12 protein-coding genes are annotated in these 15974 nt (G+C 51.8%); 3 read left to right on the top strand and 9 right to left on the bottom strand.

Translation table 11 applies throughout. The features are described from left to right. Positions 1-13: 13 nt before the first annotated feature. The 9 genes from ACTNDI_RS03825 to ACTNDI_RS03785 all read right to left on the bottom strand — a co-directional run bounded on the left by ACTNDI_RS03825 (position 14) and on the right by ACTNDI_RS03785 (position 11302). The gene (locus ACTNDI_RS03825; RefSeq protein WP_441099430.1) at positions 14-667 is read right to left on the bottom strand and encodes a cupin domain-containing protein; all 654 of its coding nucleotides are present in this window, start codon (positions 665-667) and stop codon (positions 14-16) included. A 219-nt stretch (positions 668-886) separates the two neighbouring features. Next, positions 887-2635, bottom strand: coding sequence for a hypothetical protein (locus ACTNDI_RS03820; RefSeq protein ID WP_441099429.1), 1749 nt, complete (start codon positions 2633-2635; stop codon positions 887-889). Positions 2636-2771: 136 nt separating this feature from the next. Further along, positions 2772-3701, bottom strand: a complete 930-nt coding sequence (locus ACTNDI_RS03815) for an AAA family ATPase (RefSeq protein ID WP_441099428.1) — start codon at positions 3699-3701, stop codon at positions 2772-2774. Positions 3702-3988: 287 nt separating this feature from the next. After that, positions 3989-5536, bottom strand: coding sequence for a carbon starvation CstA family protein (locus tag ACTNDI_RS03810; protein ID WP_441099427.1), 1548 nt, complete (start codon positions 5534-5536; stop codon positions 3989-3991). A 421-nt stretch (positions 5537-5957) separates the two neighbouring features. Further along, on the bottom strand, positions 5958-6962 hold the full coding sequence (locus tag ACTNDI_RS03805) for an ATPase P (RefSeq protein ID WP_441099426.1): 1005 nt from the start codon (positions 6960-6962) through the stop codon (positions 5958-5960). A 268-nt stretch (positions 6963-7230) separates the two neighbouring features. Next, positions 7231-8208, bottom strand: a complete 978-nt coding sequence (locus ACTNDI_RS03800; RefSeq protein ID WP_441099425.1) for an aldo/keto reductase — start codon at positions 8206-8208, stop codon at positions 7231-7233. A gap of 195 nt (positions 8209-8403) precedes the next feature. After that, positions 8404-9045, bottom strand: a complete 642-nt coding sequence (locus ACTNDI_RS03795; protein ID WP_441099424.1) for a trimeric intracellular cation channel family protein — start codon at positions 9043-9045, stop codon at positions 8404-8406. Between the two features lie 12 nt (positions 9046-9057). Beyond that, on the bottom strand, positions 9058-9453 hold the full coding sequence (locus ACTNDI_RS03790; protein WP_441099423.1) for a pyridoxamine 5'-phosphate oxidase family protein: 396 nt from the start codon (positions 9451-9453) through the stop codon (positions 9058-9060). A 58-nt stretch (positions 9454-9511) separates the two neighbouring features. After that, the gene (locus tag ACTNDI_RS03785; protein WP_441099422.1) at positions 9512-11302 is read right to left on the bottom strand and encodes a flavin reductase; all 1791 of its coding nucleotides are present in this window, start codon (positions 11300-11302) and stop codon (positions 9512-9514) included. A gap of 374 nt (positions 11303-11676) precedes the next feature. On the opposite strand from ACTNDI_RS03785, the gene ACTNDI_RS03780 reads away from it, so the two are divergent. The 3 genes from ACTNDI_RS03780 (at position 11677) to ACTNDI_RS03770 (ending at position 15963) form a co-directional block, all read left to right on the top strand. Then, positions 11677-12810 carry a cation diffusion facilitator family transporter gene (locus ACTNDI_RS03780; RefSeq protein ID WP_441099421.1) on the top strand — a complete coding sequence of 378 codons (1134 nt, stop codon included), beginning with the start codon at positions 11677-11679 and terminating at the stop codon, positions 12808-12810. 113 nt (positions 12811-12923) lie between these two features. Continuing rightward, positions 12924-13793, top strand: coding sequence for a LytTR family DNA-binding domain-containing protein (locus ACTNDI_RS03775; protein WP_441099420.1), 870 nt, complete (start codon positions 12924-12926; stop codon positions 13791-13793). Between the two features lie 226 nt (positions 13794-14019). Further along, positions 14020-15963 (top strand): hypothetical protein, encoded by a 1944-nt coding sequence (locus ACTNDI_RS03770; protein WP_441099419.1) that lies wholly within the window; start codon positions 14020-14022, stop codon positions 15961-15963. Positions 15964-15974 lie beyond the last annotated feature (11 nt).

Raw genomic sequence — 15974 nt, 5'->3', positions numbered from 1 at the left:
CAGTAAACGTCGGTCAGTCAAGTGTCAGCAGCAATGCCATCTTGAACTTCTCCGAGGCCTTCACAAAATGACGTCCTCCCTTAGCAAAATGAAAGTTCTCGCCGGCTTTGATTTTGTGCTCTTTTCCCTCATATCCGATGATTCCCTCTCCGTCCAGCGCAAAAACAATCGCTTCTCCCGGAGCCGCGTGCTCGGAAAGACCCGTTCCCTTATCAAATGACATCACTACAAATTTCATTTTATCGTTGTGGACAACATCCATATTCACAATCCTGCCCGCCTGATAAGGAACCACCTCTGCCAGCTGAAATACCTCACCCGCCTTAATTGTATTGTTCATAATATCCTCCTTCCGAATTAAAATCTCCGTGTAAACCACGCCCTTCTGCGTGCGCATTCCCATCGGGGTATCTGTCAGAGTCACGATAGCCCCGCCGGCATTCAGTTCCCTGATAAATCCTTCTCTTCCATATACTTCCATGCTTCCATCCGCCACCAGAATCAGCTTATAGCTGGAATAAATTTCAGCACTGATATCTGTACCGGCCGCTAATGAAAAGTATGTGATAGAATTGGTACCGCTGTACACTTCCCTTGAGATGGTGCATCCCGGAACCGGATTGTTATCTTTTGCAATAGAAAAAACGTCTCCAACTTTTTCTTTCATTTTCTTCACCATCCTTTCCGATACAACACGAGCATACACAAAGGAATCAAAAAAATCCGTATCCCAGGATACGGATCAAACATTTTTCTCTTTACCAAAACATATTTGCCAAAACATATGCCGCCTTATATCCCTGTTGCATTAGCTACGGGGATATAAGACGGCCATTATTTTTCTGAAAGGTATCAGATACCTATGCTATTAAAACCGGATTCATCTTCACAGATTCCTCAGACAGGTCTGCAGCATATTTCCCACCGTATCCGCGAAAAGATCCAGCTTCCGGATCCTCGCGAAATGCCTGCCGTAGATATGCTGCACTGCCGGAAGACTTTTTTCATCGCCGGTAAAAACGCACAGAACGGTAATGCCCTGCATCCTTGCCCGATGCACCTCCGCGGCGGTATCCTCCACACCGGTTGTGCCCGCATAATCCTTGTATGAACCCGCCGAGGTCCGCACCTTGATGGCGTCGTTCGGCTTTCCGTCAGACAGGACAATCAGCAGCCGGTGATCGGCATCATTTTTTTCGATCATTCCCGCGGCGAGGCGGATCGCCAGACCGTCCCGGTTGGCCCCCGTCGTAAAATACCGGAAGATGTTCCGGTTCTTCTTCACTTCATGGTAATCACGGAACAGGTTTACAACGGTATATCCATTCATCGAGCAAAACGAATACACTCTGACCGGGATTCCGCATCGCGTAAGACTCTCCGCGATCATATAGCCCTGCGCCGCGACAACCGGCTGCCGGTGTACCTGCGAGGTAGACGCGTCCAGCAGAATATCGACCGAAAGATTGCCGCTGTCCCCGGGAAGTACCTTCCGGAAGATACGGTCGTCATCCAATTCAAGCCCGCGCCAGATCAAAGACGCATCGAGCCTCCCCGAATTCGACTTCACCACCTGATTGTCCATGTGCATCAGCATGGAATTCCGAATCCGATTCGTCAGGCGGAGAATCTCCATGCGGTATTTCGCGACATTCTCCTGAAATGCCTCCTCATTTTCCTTCGCCTGCTCCACCGCCTGCTTCCGCATTTTTCCCGCAAAACCGCTCTTCAGCATCTCGTCGTCATACGCGCCGTCCGTGAAATGAAGATGAACATCCGTATGATTTCCCGTGCAGTACTCCTTCTCCAGCCGGCGCACAGTCTTCTGATCATAGAGAGGCTTCCCGAAATAATTTGTGATATACTCCTTTAAACCTTCGTCGGTCTGTGCAGAATACTTCGCAAAAGCAACGCTCAGACGGCTCTGGTCCAGAACCTCACTCCCGTATTCCGACAGATGCTCGCCGTATCCGAAGGCGAGCCGGCGGATCGGTCCCATATTTCCGGCCTCTCTCCTCTGCTTTCTCCGCAGGAAAAACAAAGAAAACGGATTAACACTGCTCTTCGGCACCGGCTTCGTTGATCCCGGCCGCCGGTATGTAAAGTACGTCTCCAGAGTGTCGGCAATCCTGTCGATCACCTGATCCGTATCCAGGTCCCCGCTCACCTCGATGTCATTCAGAAGCTTCACATCTACGACATCCGGAAGTCCCTCATTCTCGCCCAGGACTCTCCGGAAGTGCCCGTGCATCACAGCCAGCACTCTCTGCCCCGCAGAGTCCTCCAGCGCGAAGCTTCCCTCCAGCGATTTCAGCTGACGCTTTGCGTACTCCCGTCTCAGATAAGGAAAAACAGGCCTAACATCCTTTTCCTTCTCGAAGGTACAATTCTCCATCGCGATCCAGAAAAGGCTCTCGTAAGCCGTCTGATCAATCTTCTCGTGAAAGGTGTTGTAGAATCTCTCCAGCTTCTCCCAGTCATAGTGCTTATGTACTGCGCCGACGATACTGTTCCAGTACAGATCGGCGTGCCCTTCTCTGTCGAAGACACGGAATCCGGGCTCAATACTATAATTCTCCGCTCCGTTCCAGATCAGATTCGCGGCGCGTTTCTTTTCAAATTCCGAGATTTCCATACCCTTTCCTCATATAATCTGACAGACGGAACAAGCCGCCTGCAGATCTCTTCCCGTCAAATTCCAACACAAGCTGCCTGAAGATCCGTTCCCGTCAAATTCCGACACGCGCTGCCCGCTGCGCAGGCAGCTGTACTCAGTCGCAAAAGATTTTATCTCTCCCGAGATCTCCCGGAAAACGCACGGTAATCATATCCTTGACGAGCTGCCGCTCATAGTCATCAAAGCATTTGTTGATGATTCCCAGCTCAATGGCGTCGATGACGCCGAGGCCGTGGCGGATCAGATTGATCGATGCCATCAGCCCGCGCAGATCCAGCGCCTTTGTGGAAATCTCGCCTCCCTCACACTTTCTGCGAATGTCATGGAACAGCTGCGAAAACTGCTCCGCGTACTCCTCCCGGATATCCGGGTACTTGTCGCGAATCAATTTTTTCAGATTCTCCTCACTGATGACAGGCATCTGAATGATCAGGAACCGCGAGGCGAGTGCCTCATTGACCTCACGGGTTCCAGCGTACCCGTAGTTCATGGTCCCGATAAACCGCGAAGCCTCATTCAGGCAGATGCGGTCGTATCCCGGAACATCGATGACCCGGCGGAAATCCAGAACGGCGTGAAGAACAGCCAGCGATTCATTTTTTGCCATATTGATCTCATCAAGAACGCCGAAACCGCCCTCCTCTGCCACCCGCAGAATCGGTCCCTTCCGCAAGCGAACCGCGCCGTTCTCAAACGTATCCGTTCCAATCAGCGAAGCGGCATCTGTATTGATATAAAGAGAAATATCCCACTCCGGTCTCCCGAAAACCGCGGCCAGATCCTGCGCCAGAACGTTTTTTCCGGTAGCCTTCGGACCGGACAGAAGCAGATGCTCGCCGACCAGCAGCGCAGACAGTGCTTTTTCCCACACATCCGCTCCGTAGTAATGGTACATCGGATCCGGTATCCTCCGTTCCATTCCCGGATTCAGCTTATAGTAAGAACGGAAGGATTCGACCTCCGAAAGTATCCGGTCCGAAATCCCCTCCTTTTTCAAAAAACTGATCATTTCCGTATCACCCATCTGATTAACGCTCCTTTTTTCCTATTCCAGTTCGCTGTCCATGCACGGCCTTCAAGGCACACGGAAATCCACTGCCGCTGCATGAATACCACCGCATAAATACACCACCGCATGAATCCCTCAGAATAAATCCACCGCCGCATGAATACCACCGCATTATTATATCAAAAAGGAGACAGCCCGCACAGATGGCTGATGGCTGTCCCCCTCCTGTCATATTCAGTTGTCACGCACAGCAGCTTGCAGATTCATCCATTCCATCCATCCGGAATGGCCTGTGTTACGATTTATGCTGCCGCTCTCTCGCCAGCTTTCTTTTTGCCATTCATCAGAATAACAACAAGATAAACAATTGTAAATGCCGCCGCAACTCCGTATGCCGCCGGCCACGGAAGATTGAAGCCGATCTTTGCGTTCAGAATGAACGAGGATGTAACGAATGCATAGAACGCCGCCGGAATCAGAGGCATCCACACGAACTTTGCTTTTTTGTTGACACACATCCATGCGCCGATGCCGGCAAGTGCAAACAGAGAGATCATCTGGTTGGACCATGCGAAATATCTCCAAAGAATGTTGAAGCCGTTCGCATCGAACTTTGCCCATACAAGGATGACTGCAACCAGAGCAAATACCGGAATTGCCAGTCCGATACGCTTTGCATTGCTGTCCTGTTTCAGATGGAAGGTATCGGAAAGAGTCAGACGCAGAGCACGCAGAGCGGTATCGCCGGAAGTGATCGGAAGTACAATAACTCCGATCAGAGCGATGATTCCGCCTACCGGACCAAGGGCATTCTTGCAGAGCACACCTACCACTGAGGTCGCGCTGATCTTTGTAAGCTCGCCGTTGACCATTCCGAAGAATGACCAAACGCCGTCAACCTGCTGCATGGTAACGCCGCCGTTTGCCGCGCCAAGGTTGATCATAGCCATTGCGCCGGCTGCCCAGCACATCGCGATGAATCCCTCTACAACCATCATGTTGTAGAAGGTCATGCGGCCTTCCTTCTCGCTCTCGATGGTACGGGAGATCAATGCGGTCTGTGTCGAATGGAAGCCGGACAGAATACCGCAGGCAACCGTAACGAAGAAGATCGGGATGAAATGACCGGCACTGAAGTAAGAAGCATAATCAAATCCAGCGCCGTTCACCGCTGTATTCCAGCTGCCCCACAGCTCTGTCAGCGGATAGCTTCTCGCGAAAATCGCGATGAAAATACCAACTGCAGAAAATACCAGAATCATACCGAAAATCGGGTAAATCCGTCCGATGATTTTATCGATCGGGAATACCGTGGCAATCAGATAGTAAACAAAGATTATCGCATACACAATCCAGGTTGTCGGATCGGTCGGAGCGCCGCTCCATCCGAAAATCTGTGTTGTGGCGATGTCGCCCGGCGTATAGATGAATACCGCGCCGACCAGAAGCAGCAGCAGGCAGATGAATACATCATACAGCCAGAACACAGCCTTATTTGTGTAGTTCTTCACAAAATCCGGCATCTGTGTACCGCCGTCACGGGTGCAGATCATACCGGAAAAATAGTCGTGCATCGAACCGCCGATGACGTTTCCGATCGGGATCGCAAGGAATGCGATCGGTCCGAACAGAATACCCTGAATCGGTCCCAGGATTGGTCCGGTACCTGCGATATTCAGAAGGTTAATTAAAGAATTTCTCCAGGTCTTCATTGGAACGTAATCCACACCGTCCTGTTTTGCGTAAGCCGGTGTCTCACGGTCATCCGGGCCGAAGACTGTCTCGCAAAGCTTTCCGTAGAGTGCGCCGCCTACGAAAAGGATTACGAGACCGATGATAAATGTGATCATAGCGTATCTCCTTTTCCTCCCACGGTCCGCTGATCCTTAACGCCGTGGGATATATAATTACTTTTTATTATACCTGCTTTTCATCAAAAAATAATCATTTTTTTATAGTTTTTTTATTTTCGATAATTTTTTGTCTGAAACAGGTTATTTCTGCTGATTTTTTGGTCTTGACGGCAGAACTCACGAAAACACCGAAATTTTTATTATTGTTTTCGTTACAGAAAAAATTATTTTGTTTCGAAAACGTTTTTCTCTGCAATAATTTGCACGCAATCAGCCCCGAAAACGATTACTTACACACAATCGTCCCCGGGGCTGCACAATGCATATATCCTTATATTTACCTATATCGCTGTACCACACCGGCGATCCCGCCGGTCAGAAAATCATCGAAAAACCGCCAAACAAAATCGCCGTACTCTCACCGGTAATCGCTGACAAGGAAGAGCGGCTTGATCCGCACGACCTCATCATAATCCTGTCTGTCCAGCTGTACGGTGTGATCCATCTGCTTCAGGTCCTCCTTCAGAACCGCCAGCGCGCCATCCAGATCAGCAGCCCGCTCTTCCTTCAGGATGCGGATCATCCGGTCACAGACAGCCGGATGGCAATAACAGGCAGGAAGCGGAAACCCCGGATAGCTGTTGATGTGGTGCTGCATATTGTCGAGTGCCTTCTCCCACGCCCGTTCCGCTGATCTCCGGTTCCTGCCCGGCGTGGGAAGAATTCTGCTGTTCACCATCATCAGAACTGCTGCCGCGCCGATCAGAATCAGCATGATTGCGGTCATTTTCGGGAGCCCGGCACGAAGACCGGCCAGGGAACCGACAATGCAGCAGATGCCCGCGGCAAGGATCACCGCAGCCAGGGCCTGCCAGCCCGGACGGATCAGATCACAGCTTCTCTTGATCCTGGCTCTTGCGATCAGCTCCTTGTAAAGCGCCGGTCTCTTATTCAGAATTTCCTTCGCGTTTTCCAGCTTCCGCGCCGCGCGTGCCGCTTCTCCCTCCAGAACGACCGAATCCAGCCTCCGACGTCTCTCCTCCTTTTCCCTATCTGCCGCCTCACTTCCGGGCTTTTTCAGAGAAATCTCCGGGTGGGTTCGTTCCAGCTCCGTGAGCATCTCATCGGCTTCATTCAGGTACCGGAAACTGCACTGCTTCTCCTTTCCATCATCGTAACGGACTACGAGATACAGAATCGGCGTGAGAAACGCCTTCCCACTGCCCTTGCTGACCGCCACTCTTTTGAACACATGGGTCACCTGAGAATACGGCACATAAAACCTTCTCGGGGTCAGCCATCCTCCGACGTAAATCGCCTTCTCTCCCAGACCGCACTGATCAAACCTCCTGCTCTTCCTGCGGTCCGCCCGGATTTCCTCCGGATCAATTGTTACTGTGCTCAGTGGCTTTGGTCCACGCATTTTCTATCCCTCTCATCCTCCATCACCCAAACCGCACAAAACATTCCCGATGTTTCATTAAATACAGCGGTAACAGACTTGCTTCTTCTCCCATCACCTGATCCGCTCAACGCAGGCGGTCTGTATCTGATAAAACTTTATATATTTTATCAGGCGGTCTGTATCTGATATAGCTTTTGTATTTTAAGAATTGCAGCACAAACCGGATCCTCACGGAACGATCCGCAGCAAACCCCGTTTGTCGCGCTGTTTAGAAGCATCACAGGGATCAGACATCCTTACTCCTCAAATCCAGGTACAGAACCTCATCCTCCGTGAGATCGATGTGAAGCGCTTCAATGTTTTCCTGCATTCTCGATATTTTCCGGGTGCTTACTACGGCAAAGGCATTGATCTTCTGCCGGAAGATCCACGCCATCGCAATCTGAGGCACGGTGCAGTGCTTTCTCTCCGCCAGCTTCTCACATCTGCGGAGCCGCTCCAGGTTATCCGGGCACCAGTAACCCTTCATCGCCACCGTATCCATAATTTCCCCCGCCTTCTCCGGCGCGTCCGCATGTACCCTTCCCGAGAAAAGACCGCGCCCAAGGCTGGAATACGCGATGACAGGCATCTGTGTTCTGCGGTACCAGCTTCGCGCCTCCTCATTTGACGGACCGGAAATCGTAACGCAGCCGCCGCCCCACGGATCCGCCACCTGATCTGCCAGCCCAAAATTCGGGCTGGAGACAGAAAACGGAACCAGGCCATGCTTATAAGCGTACTCATTCGCTTCCTCTATTCTCCGGTGCGTCCAGTTCGATCCTCCGAAAACTCCGATCTTCCCCTCCGCCTTCAAGCCGTTCATGATCTCCACAATCACGCCGGCCTCCACATCCGGATCGTCCCGGTGCAGCAGGTAGATATCAATATAATCCGTGCACAGATACCGGCTTGATTTCTCAAAATCCTTCCGGATCTCCCTCTCGTTGATCCTCTTCCTTCCGCCCAGGCCTGGATGCCCGCACTTGCTCAGAAGAACAATCCGGTCACGATTTCCTCTGTCGGAAATCCATTTTCCCAGAGATTTCTCCGAATCCATATACTGCCGCGCCGTATCAAAAGCATTCACTCCCGCATCAAAAACCGCGTCGAGAAGCGCGTTATTGTCCAGCCCTTTCAAAAAGGTATCACCGGCTGTTCCAAAAAAAATCCTCGACACCTTCTTATTTATACCGGGAATGTCCCCATACATCATCTCTGCCATCTCTGAGCCCCGCTCCTTCGATGCCCTGAAAAATCTGTTCTGCGGAAAAATCTGTTCTGCAGAAAAATCTTTCCTCAGAAAATTCCATCTACATTACGTTATTACATTGCCGCCACGCCGCTTCCTTGCTCCGGTCACAGACGTTCCATCTGCGGCACTGCAAATCTACACGGCCCTGTCATTCTGTCCGCTTCCTCACCCGGAAATTCTCGGAAGGTCCCAACGAAAATGTGCCGCCAGGTAGCGAAGCAGTACAATAATCCCGAAGCTGATCATCATCGCCATGCTGAAATCGATCCAGCGCGGAAGAAGATAGGCAGCCACAGCACCTGCTACAGAAGCCAGCGCATATACATGCCGCACAAAGACATAGGGCTTTTTTCCCGCAAACAGATCCCGGAGTATTCCTCCCCCGATCCCGGTAACCACCCCGAGAAAAACGGAAAGGAAGAGATTGGTCTGCGCCAGAGACCGTCCCGCCGAGACACCATCAATCGTAAACGCTGCCAATCCCAGGGTATCCGAGATCAGCAGCGCCCGCTCATAAATGCTCTTCAGCCGTTCCAGATGAAGCCGTCGCCTCTGAAGCTTTAACACGACGAAGACAACGCCTGCAGTCGCAAAGGAAAGAATGATATAGACCGGATCCCGGAACACCACCGGCGGGAGATTCCCGATCGTAAGATCACGGATAAAGCCCCCACCGGCCGCTGTCGTCAGAGCCAGAATCATGATACCGAAGAGATCCAGTCCCTGCTGAATCGCCGTCATCGCCCCCGAAATCGCAAAGGCGCACGTTCCCAGCAGGTCCATGACATAGATAAAATCCCTTGCCATCTGTCATGAAAATCAGAACGTTACCGTTACCGGATCTTCAGTAAAGCTGCAGATCGACGCGGCTGCGTTCTTCAGATAAAAAACAGCGGTATTGCCGTCTCCGGCCGCATACATATCCTTCAGCTCCGGATTTGCGTCCAGCATCGCCTGCTGCGCCTCAATCCTCTCGTCATAAACCGCCTCCGCATTCAGGCGGATCCACTTGCCCTTGGCCATCCCACTGATTGCGATATGCGGATGCGCCAACAGCTGCTTCGCCACGTTCTTCTTCAGTCCGGTCTGAATATACAGCTTTCCCTCAAAGATATTCTGCGCCCCGAAGGGACGCACCTGAGGATTTCCCTCATCATCCACGGTCGCCAGATACCAGGTTCCGGCGTTCTTTAAAAATTCAAATACTTCTTCCATTCTGTACCTCTCTTTTGCCTGGAATCAATCTGTTATGTTTCCGTACGGATTATTCGATTTATCCGATCGGTTCAAAATCCGCAGCTCCGTGCTTGCAGATCGGGCAGATGAAGTCCGGCGGGAGCTCCTCTCCCTCATAGACATAGCCGCAGACGGTACATACCCAGCCCTTCTTGCCTTCTGTCTTCGGCTTCGGCTTTACATTCTTCTGATAGTAGGTATAGGTCATCGTATCCTTGTCAGACAGCACACGGGCCTCCGAAACGGTGCAGATGAACATACCGTGCGTATCCAGATCCACATACGACTCCACTTCCAGAGACATCACCGCGTTGATATAGCGGGGCAGAATCCGCAGTCCATTGTCGGAGCGGAACTCCTCAACTCCCTCAAACTTGTCGGCAGCCCGTCCGCTCTGGAATCCGTAACGCTCAAAAACGGAGAACGGTGCCTCCACAGACAGACAGTTCACATTCAGCTTTCCAGTCTGTTTGATCACGTGATAGGTGTAGTTTCTCTTGTTGATATTCACGGCAATCCGGTTCGGCGTATCTGTCAGCTGCGTCACCGTATTGCAGATCATTCCGTTATCCTTCTTGCCGTCGTTGGTGGTGATTACATACAGGCCGTATCCGATCCGGAACAAAGCGGTCATATCATTCTTCGCTGCTTTTTCCGTAGACAGAGCCTTATAATCCATCGTCAGCTCCTCCGCCATCTTCTTCAGCGCATCCTTGCTGTCCGCCTTCAGTGCGGAATGGATCGTGACACTGGTATTGACATATGTCATCTTCTTGCAGCCAGCCAGCTTCTCCTTCATCAGCTTCAGCGCAAGCGGAGACCAGGTTCCGTTCTCGATAAATGCAACCGTGCGGTTCTGGAAATTTCTCTCGGTCAGATGATCAATGAACTGACGCATAAATGGGAAGAGCTCCGCATTGTAAGTCGTCGTCGCCAGAACCAGCTTGCTGTAACGGAACGCATCCGCAACGGCAAGAGACATATCCGTTCTCTCCAGATCGTGAACCACAACCTTCGGCGCCCCGCCCTCACGAAGCATCTCGGCCAGCTGCTCCACCGCGGCTCTGGTGTGTCCATAGACGGAAGTGAATGCAATTACGATTCCCTCTTCCTCCGGTGTATAGGAAGACCACTTGTCATACAGATCAATATAATGTCCCAGATTCTCCGACAGAACCGGTCCGTGAAGCGGGCAGATCATCTGGATGTCCAGCGTCGCAGCAGTCTTCAGAAGCTTCTGAACCTGCGCGCCGTATTTTCCGACAATGCCAATGTAATAGCGGCGGCTTTCATCATCCCACGGCTCCTCCTCATCGAGAGCACCGAATTTGCCGAAGCCGTCAGCAGAGAACAGAACCTTATCCGTACTGTCATAGGTGACCATAACCTCCGGCCAGTGTACCATCGGCGCAAACACAAAGGTCAGAGTGTGCTTTCCAAGGCAGAGCGTTCCCCCGTTCTCTACTTCTTCCGTGTGAATGGACGGATCCATGTCAAAGAACTGATTCATCATCGCGAACGTCTTCTTGTTCGCCACGATAACGGTGTCCGGATAAATCTTCATGAAGTTCATGATGTTCGCGGAATGATCCGGCTCCATATGCTGTACAATCAGATAATCCGGTCTGCGCTCTCCCAGCACTTCCGCCAGATTGTCCAGCCACTCATGCGTGAACTTGATATCCACAGTGTCCATGACCGCAATCTTCTCATCCATGATTACATATGAATTGTAAGACATTCCGTGGGGAACTTTATACTGCCCCTCGAAAAGGTCAATCTTGTGGTCATTGACTCCGATGTAGCGGATGTCCTCTGTAACCCTCATTTCAGTAAGCCTCCTTTATTCAGAATGCAAAATTCCAGTACATATATAACTTCGTTCATTTTTTATCATACTATAGAAAGCAAGGTTTTTCCACCGGAAGATTAATTTCACTACCGCGCTCAATATCATTCTTCATTTTCCAACTTATGGGACGATGTCTCAACCAGATACAGCGGAATTTTGCCCCGAAGATGGGGCACTACATACCGTATTGTCTTCGGATTGCTCCCTGCTCTGCATTTTTGCCGTCGGAGGCGTCACGATATAACTCGTTGACGAAAAACAGATAGCGCGATAATTTTTAAGATGCTATAGTAGGAAAGAACTAATTGGGATAAGTAAAAATAAGAAAAAGAAATGGAGTGTTTTCATATATGACCCACCAGAACACAAGAACCCGGGAAATCGTCCGCGTCGGGCGCACAGCCATCCTTGTCAGTGTCGTCCTGGCACTCCTCGAGGCATTGGAGGGTGTCTTTTCCGGATCTGTTTCCATGATCCTCGACGGCCTGAGCCATATCACCGAAGCAAGCAATGCTGTGATCACAGTTCTCGGCGCAAGGCTTGCCGGAAAGCCCGCAGACCGCAAGCACCCCTTCGGATATGGAAGAGTAGAGTATCTCAGCGGACTTCTCATTGCCGGACTAACAGCCTATGCGGGAATCACCGGTATTCTCGGCGGCATTCAGTCCGTCCTGCATCCGTCGCGCCCTCGCTTCACCGTTTATTCCTTCTCGATTATTATCATCAGCATGGTCGCACGGATTGTTGTGGGGCGCCATGATATTCACACCGGTCAGCACACAGACTCCAGAGCTCTCACACAGACCGGAAAATCCGAGCTTAAGCATTCTCTGCTGTCCCTGGTAACCGTCGCCGGAATGCTGGTTTACACCGTTTTCCATGTCTCCATTGAGTCCTGGCTTGCCATCGTGATTTCGGCGGACATTCTGTTCGGGGGCCTGATCATGGTGCGGGATATGCTGTCGTCCATGCTCGGCGAAAGGATGGAAGAAGAACTGGCGCAGGACGTGGAAAGAACGATTCTCGAAGAAAAACAGGTCCTTGGCGCATATGATATGTCCCTCAACAATTATGGTCCGGGACGTCACACCGGTTCGGTTCATATCGCAATCCCGGATACTCTCTCGGTGGTCGAGCTGGACAAGATCACACGCAGAATCACACAACGTGTATATCAAAAGCACGGCGTATTCCTGACCGGCATCGGTATCTATACGCAGAACACGACAGATCCTGAAGTCATCCGGATCCGCGAGGATATCACCGCTCACGCCATGAGCCATCCCTATGTCGAACAGGTCCACGGCTTCTATCTGGATCCCGACGAGAAGAAAATCCGCTTTGACACTGTCGTGAGCTTCGACGCGCCCGACCGCATGCAGGTAAGAGATCAAATCCGCAGTGAAACCGCCGAAAGATACCCGGAATACTCCGTTCAAGTATCGCTCGACACCGATTTTGGAATGCTCCCCGCAAAAAAATAAGGCACCTGTGAAATCCTTCAGGTAAAACCACTCCCCTGATTCGTGCGAAACGCTGTCACAGAAAACAGATGCGCAGAGAACTGCTCTCAAACCATAAAAGGAGGAGAACCAGGATGAAAAGACAGGAACTGATTCAGCGATCGATATCCATCATCACCGAATATTACAAGAACAATCTCGAACCCTTCTTTGATTGCCTCGCCGAGGATGTGCTGTGGTTCGGTCCCAGGAAGGATCAGATCCTGCGCGGCAGAGAAACGATAATCCACACATGGCGTTCCGTGGATCAGCATCCGACCTTTTCCATGGGAAACATCACGGAACACAGTGTCTCCATCGGAACAAATGTCCTGGAGGTCATGCTGGAATATGACGTCTACACCTACTTTGAAAACGGTGAGGTTGACCGTCACCATCAGCGGTTGCACATGTCCTGGGGATGCCGGAGGGAGCAGACTGACAGCGGAAGCCGGGAACTGATCCCCCGGGTTTACATGATCCACATATCCAATATCATTGAGGAGGAGCCAGCGGCACCTGAAAGCGGCAATGCTCAGAATCGCTCTGTCCTCCCGAAAGTCTACGCCGGCTCCTCCTCCGAATCTCATATCGATGCCGCCGGTACCGGGTATTCGGGGCTCTCCTTCCGAAGCGTCATGGGAAAGGGTGACAACATCATCACATACTTTTTCAACTCCGCTACGGTTCTGTGGATTGAAAGCACGGACAACGGACGTCATTCTCTGATCCATGCCCTCGACGGCACCTACAAATCCATTGAGCCGCTCCGGTATTATGAGTCGGGCTTCTCGGGCTCACTTCTTCGCGCACACGTGAGCTATCTGGTCAACCCGCTGTACGTGCGTTCCCTGAAGCGCTTCGAAATAACAATGACCGATGGCACCATTCTGCCGGTGCCCGAGAAAAAATACACCGCCTTCCGCGACCGTCTCCTGAATTGGAAACCGGAGGTTCCCCGGTGAAGCGCCCGTCCCGAACCATCCCGGGGGTACCTTAACCGCATAATACTCAAACTGCTTCCGACCGGCTTGAATTCTTATTCTGCCTCACAAACCGGACACCAGGATATGTGAAAATTTTGCGTTATGAAAGTACTTCCTTCTTTCGTATTGCTATAGTGTCTGATAGAATAAAAGAAAAGAAAAATCTATCGCACTTTTTACGATTGAATCGGGAGGAGGGAAAGAAATGAGAAGATGGTTTTACGTCATGACATCCGGCATGCTTGCTGCTGTCTTTGTGATGGGAGGATGCGGCGCGGCGCAGGATCCGGCAGGCATTTCTGCCGGCAGTTCCACAGACGCAAAAAGTGTGAAGCCTGTTCACGCCTCTTCCACGGACAGCCGGCAGGCTCTGTCTGCTTCCTCCGCGGAAACTCTCACGGCATCGTCTTCCTGTTCCGCTTCTTCCACAGGTGGCAGTGAGAAGGATCCTTCCGCTGTCCGTGACCCATCCGCTGTCTATGACCCGGTCTCCGGGCAGTCTGCAAACCCTGCGGCCGTTTCCGATCTTCAGCTGGTCTGTGAAACAACTTTCAATGGTGTCTGGGACGGGGATGTGACCTGGGTAGATGCATCCTATCAGCAGCTGTCATTTGACGAGACCGATTACAGCGGCCCCCTGACCGGCACGGACGATCTCTCCTCAGCGGCGAAATCTTTGCTCAGCCGCGCCGCAGACACCCTGAACCGCGATGTTGCAGCAAAGGCAGACAGCGCCGTCGAAGATCTGCGGGTCATGGCACAGAGCGAGGATGAGGAGCCTGCGCCGGAGGGCAGTGACCCGTATTACCATAATTACGAGAAGCTCTATGTCCAGCGTGCGGACGCATCCGTGCTGAGTGTGCTGTCGCTTACGGATGTCTACAGCCACGGCGCGCACGGCAGTGTCATTCTCAGGGGTTGCAATTACGATCCTGCAACCGGAAACGAGCTGAAAATCGATGATGTCTTCACGGATAAGAACGCGTTGCCGGACATCATAGCCTTCGCACTCACAGATCAGTACCCGGATCTCATTCTTTTCTCGGCAACGGATTCAAGAGATACCGCCTCACTGATCCGAGAAATCATGAACAATACCGACAGCTATGGCGGTCTTCAATTTACTCTCGACCCGAAGGGCGTCACCTTCTGGTTCAGCGCCGGAGACATCACAGCCTATGCATCCGGCGCCCAGACACCTTCTGTCAGGTATGCGGATCTCTCCGGCATCATTGATCCGTCTTTCGTACCGGAGACGGACGACAGCTATGCCGTTGCCGTTCCGGAATACGTGCCGATGACCATTACGGACGACAGCGGCCGCGGATTCAGCAGCTTTCAGGTTGAGTCTGATCCTGCAACAACTGAGGAAGGCTATGAAGCCGGGGCAAGAAATATAACGATTTCGGTGAACGGACAGTCCAGAACCTTTGAGCTCCCGGGCCATTACGCACCCGATTATTATCTGATCACGCGCGGCGAGAGGCGTTTTCTCCTCATCAACACACATCAGGAAGACGACTGGGAAACTGTTCACCTCTATGAACTTCCGTCCGCCTCATCCGACGGCGTTGCTCCGCACATGGTCTGGACCCCGGATGATACAGATTCTGTGAATGATACAGGTTCGACCAATCACGAATCTTCGACATATCCGTCATCAACGGATACTGCTGCACATGACAGTTCCGACGATGGCGGCATGACGGCTGAATATTCATGCGGGCTCTACTATCATGTTCTTCTGAACCCCGACCGTTTTCTCCTGTCCACGAGATCGCAGCTTCTCGGAACCACTGTCTGCGCAAATCTCTTCCGGCTCGACGATGACGGAAACCCTGTCGCCGGAAGCGCATGGTACACTGCAGCGCCTGTATCGGAGAATGACATCGTGCTGCGCGAAACACGCACCCTCGACACTGCTTCCGACCGGTCCGGATCCCCGGAGAATCTGACCTTCCGCCAGGCGGAGATACCGGGCGGTACTGTGCTCCAGTATTACCGGACCAATCTGACAGACAGCGTTGATTTCCTCACACCCGATAACCGGATTGTCCGCATCCGCGTCGACAATAGCGGCGCTTATCCGCAGACAGTAAACGGCATCGACGCTGAAAATATGTTCACCGGCATTGCCTATTCCGGATGAACAGCACCGCC

It is taken from the genome of Bilifractor sp. HCP3S3_D3 (genome assembly GCF_052063915.1).
Classification (GTDB): Bacteria; Bacillota; Clostridia; order Lachnospirales; family Lachnospiraceae; genus Bilifractor.
The sequence above is the reverse complement of the archived record's forward strand: the minus strand, read 5'-3'. Positions and strand labels throughout refer to the sequence as shown.

Excerpts from the sequence above, each read along its gene's own strand:
- ACTNDI_RS03825 (WP_441099430.1), bottom strand. The coding sequence starts at position 667 with ATGAAAGAAAAAGTTGGAGACGTTTTTTCTATTGCAAAAGATAACAAT.
- ACTNDI_RS03820 (WP_441099429.1), bottom strand. The coding sequence starts at position 2,635 with ATGGAAATCTCGGAATTTGAAAAGAAACGCGCCGCGAATCTGATCTGG.
- ACTNDI_RS03815 (WP_441099428.1), bottom strand. The coding sequence starts at position 3,701 with ATGGGTGATACGGAAATGATCAGTTTTTTGAAAAAGGAGGGGATTTCG.
- ACTNDI_RS03810 (WP_441099427.1), bottom strand. The coding sequence starts at position 5,536 with ATGATCACATTTATCATCGGTCTCGTAATCCTTTTCGTAGGCGGCGCA.
- ACTNDI_RS03805 (WP_441099426.1), bottom strand. The coding sequence starts at position 6,962 with ATGCGTGGACCAAAGCCACTGAGCACAGTAACAATTGATCCGGAGGAA.
- ACTNDI_RS03800 (WP_441099425.1), bottom strand. The coding sequence starts at position 8,208 with ATGGCAGAGATGATGTATGGGGACATTCCCGGTATAAATAAGAAGGTG.
- ACTNDI_RS03795 (WP_441099424.1), bottom strand. The coding sequence starts at position 9,045 with ATGGCAAGGGATTTTATCTATGTCATGGACCTGCTGGGAACGTGCGCC.
- ACTNDI_RS03790 (WP_441099423.1), bottom strand. The coding sequence starts at position 9,453 with ATGGAAGAAGTATTTGAATTTTTAAAGAACGCCGGAACCTGGTATCTG.
- ACTNDI_RS03785 (WP_441099422.1), bottom strand. The coding sequence starts at position 11,302 with ATGAGGGTTACAGAGGACATCCGCTACATCGGAGTCAATGACCACAAG.
- ACTNDI_RS03780 (WP_441099421.1), top strand. The coding sequence starts at position 11,677 with ATGACCCACCAGAACACAAGAACCCGGGAAATCGTCCGCGTCGGGCGC.
- ACTNDI_RS03775 (WP_441099420.1), top strand. The coding sequence starts at position 12,924 with ATGAAAAGACAGGAACTGATTCAGCGATCGATATCCATCATCACCGAA.
- ACTNDI_RS03770 (WP_441099419.1), top strand. The coding sequence starts at position 14,020 with ATGAGAAGATGGTTTTACGTCATGACATCCGGCATGCTTGCTGCTGTC.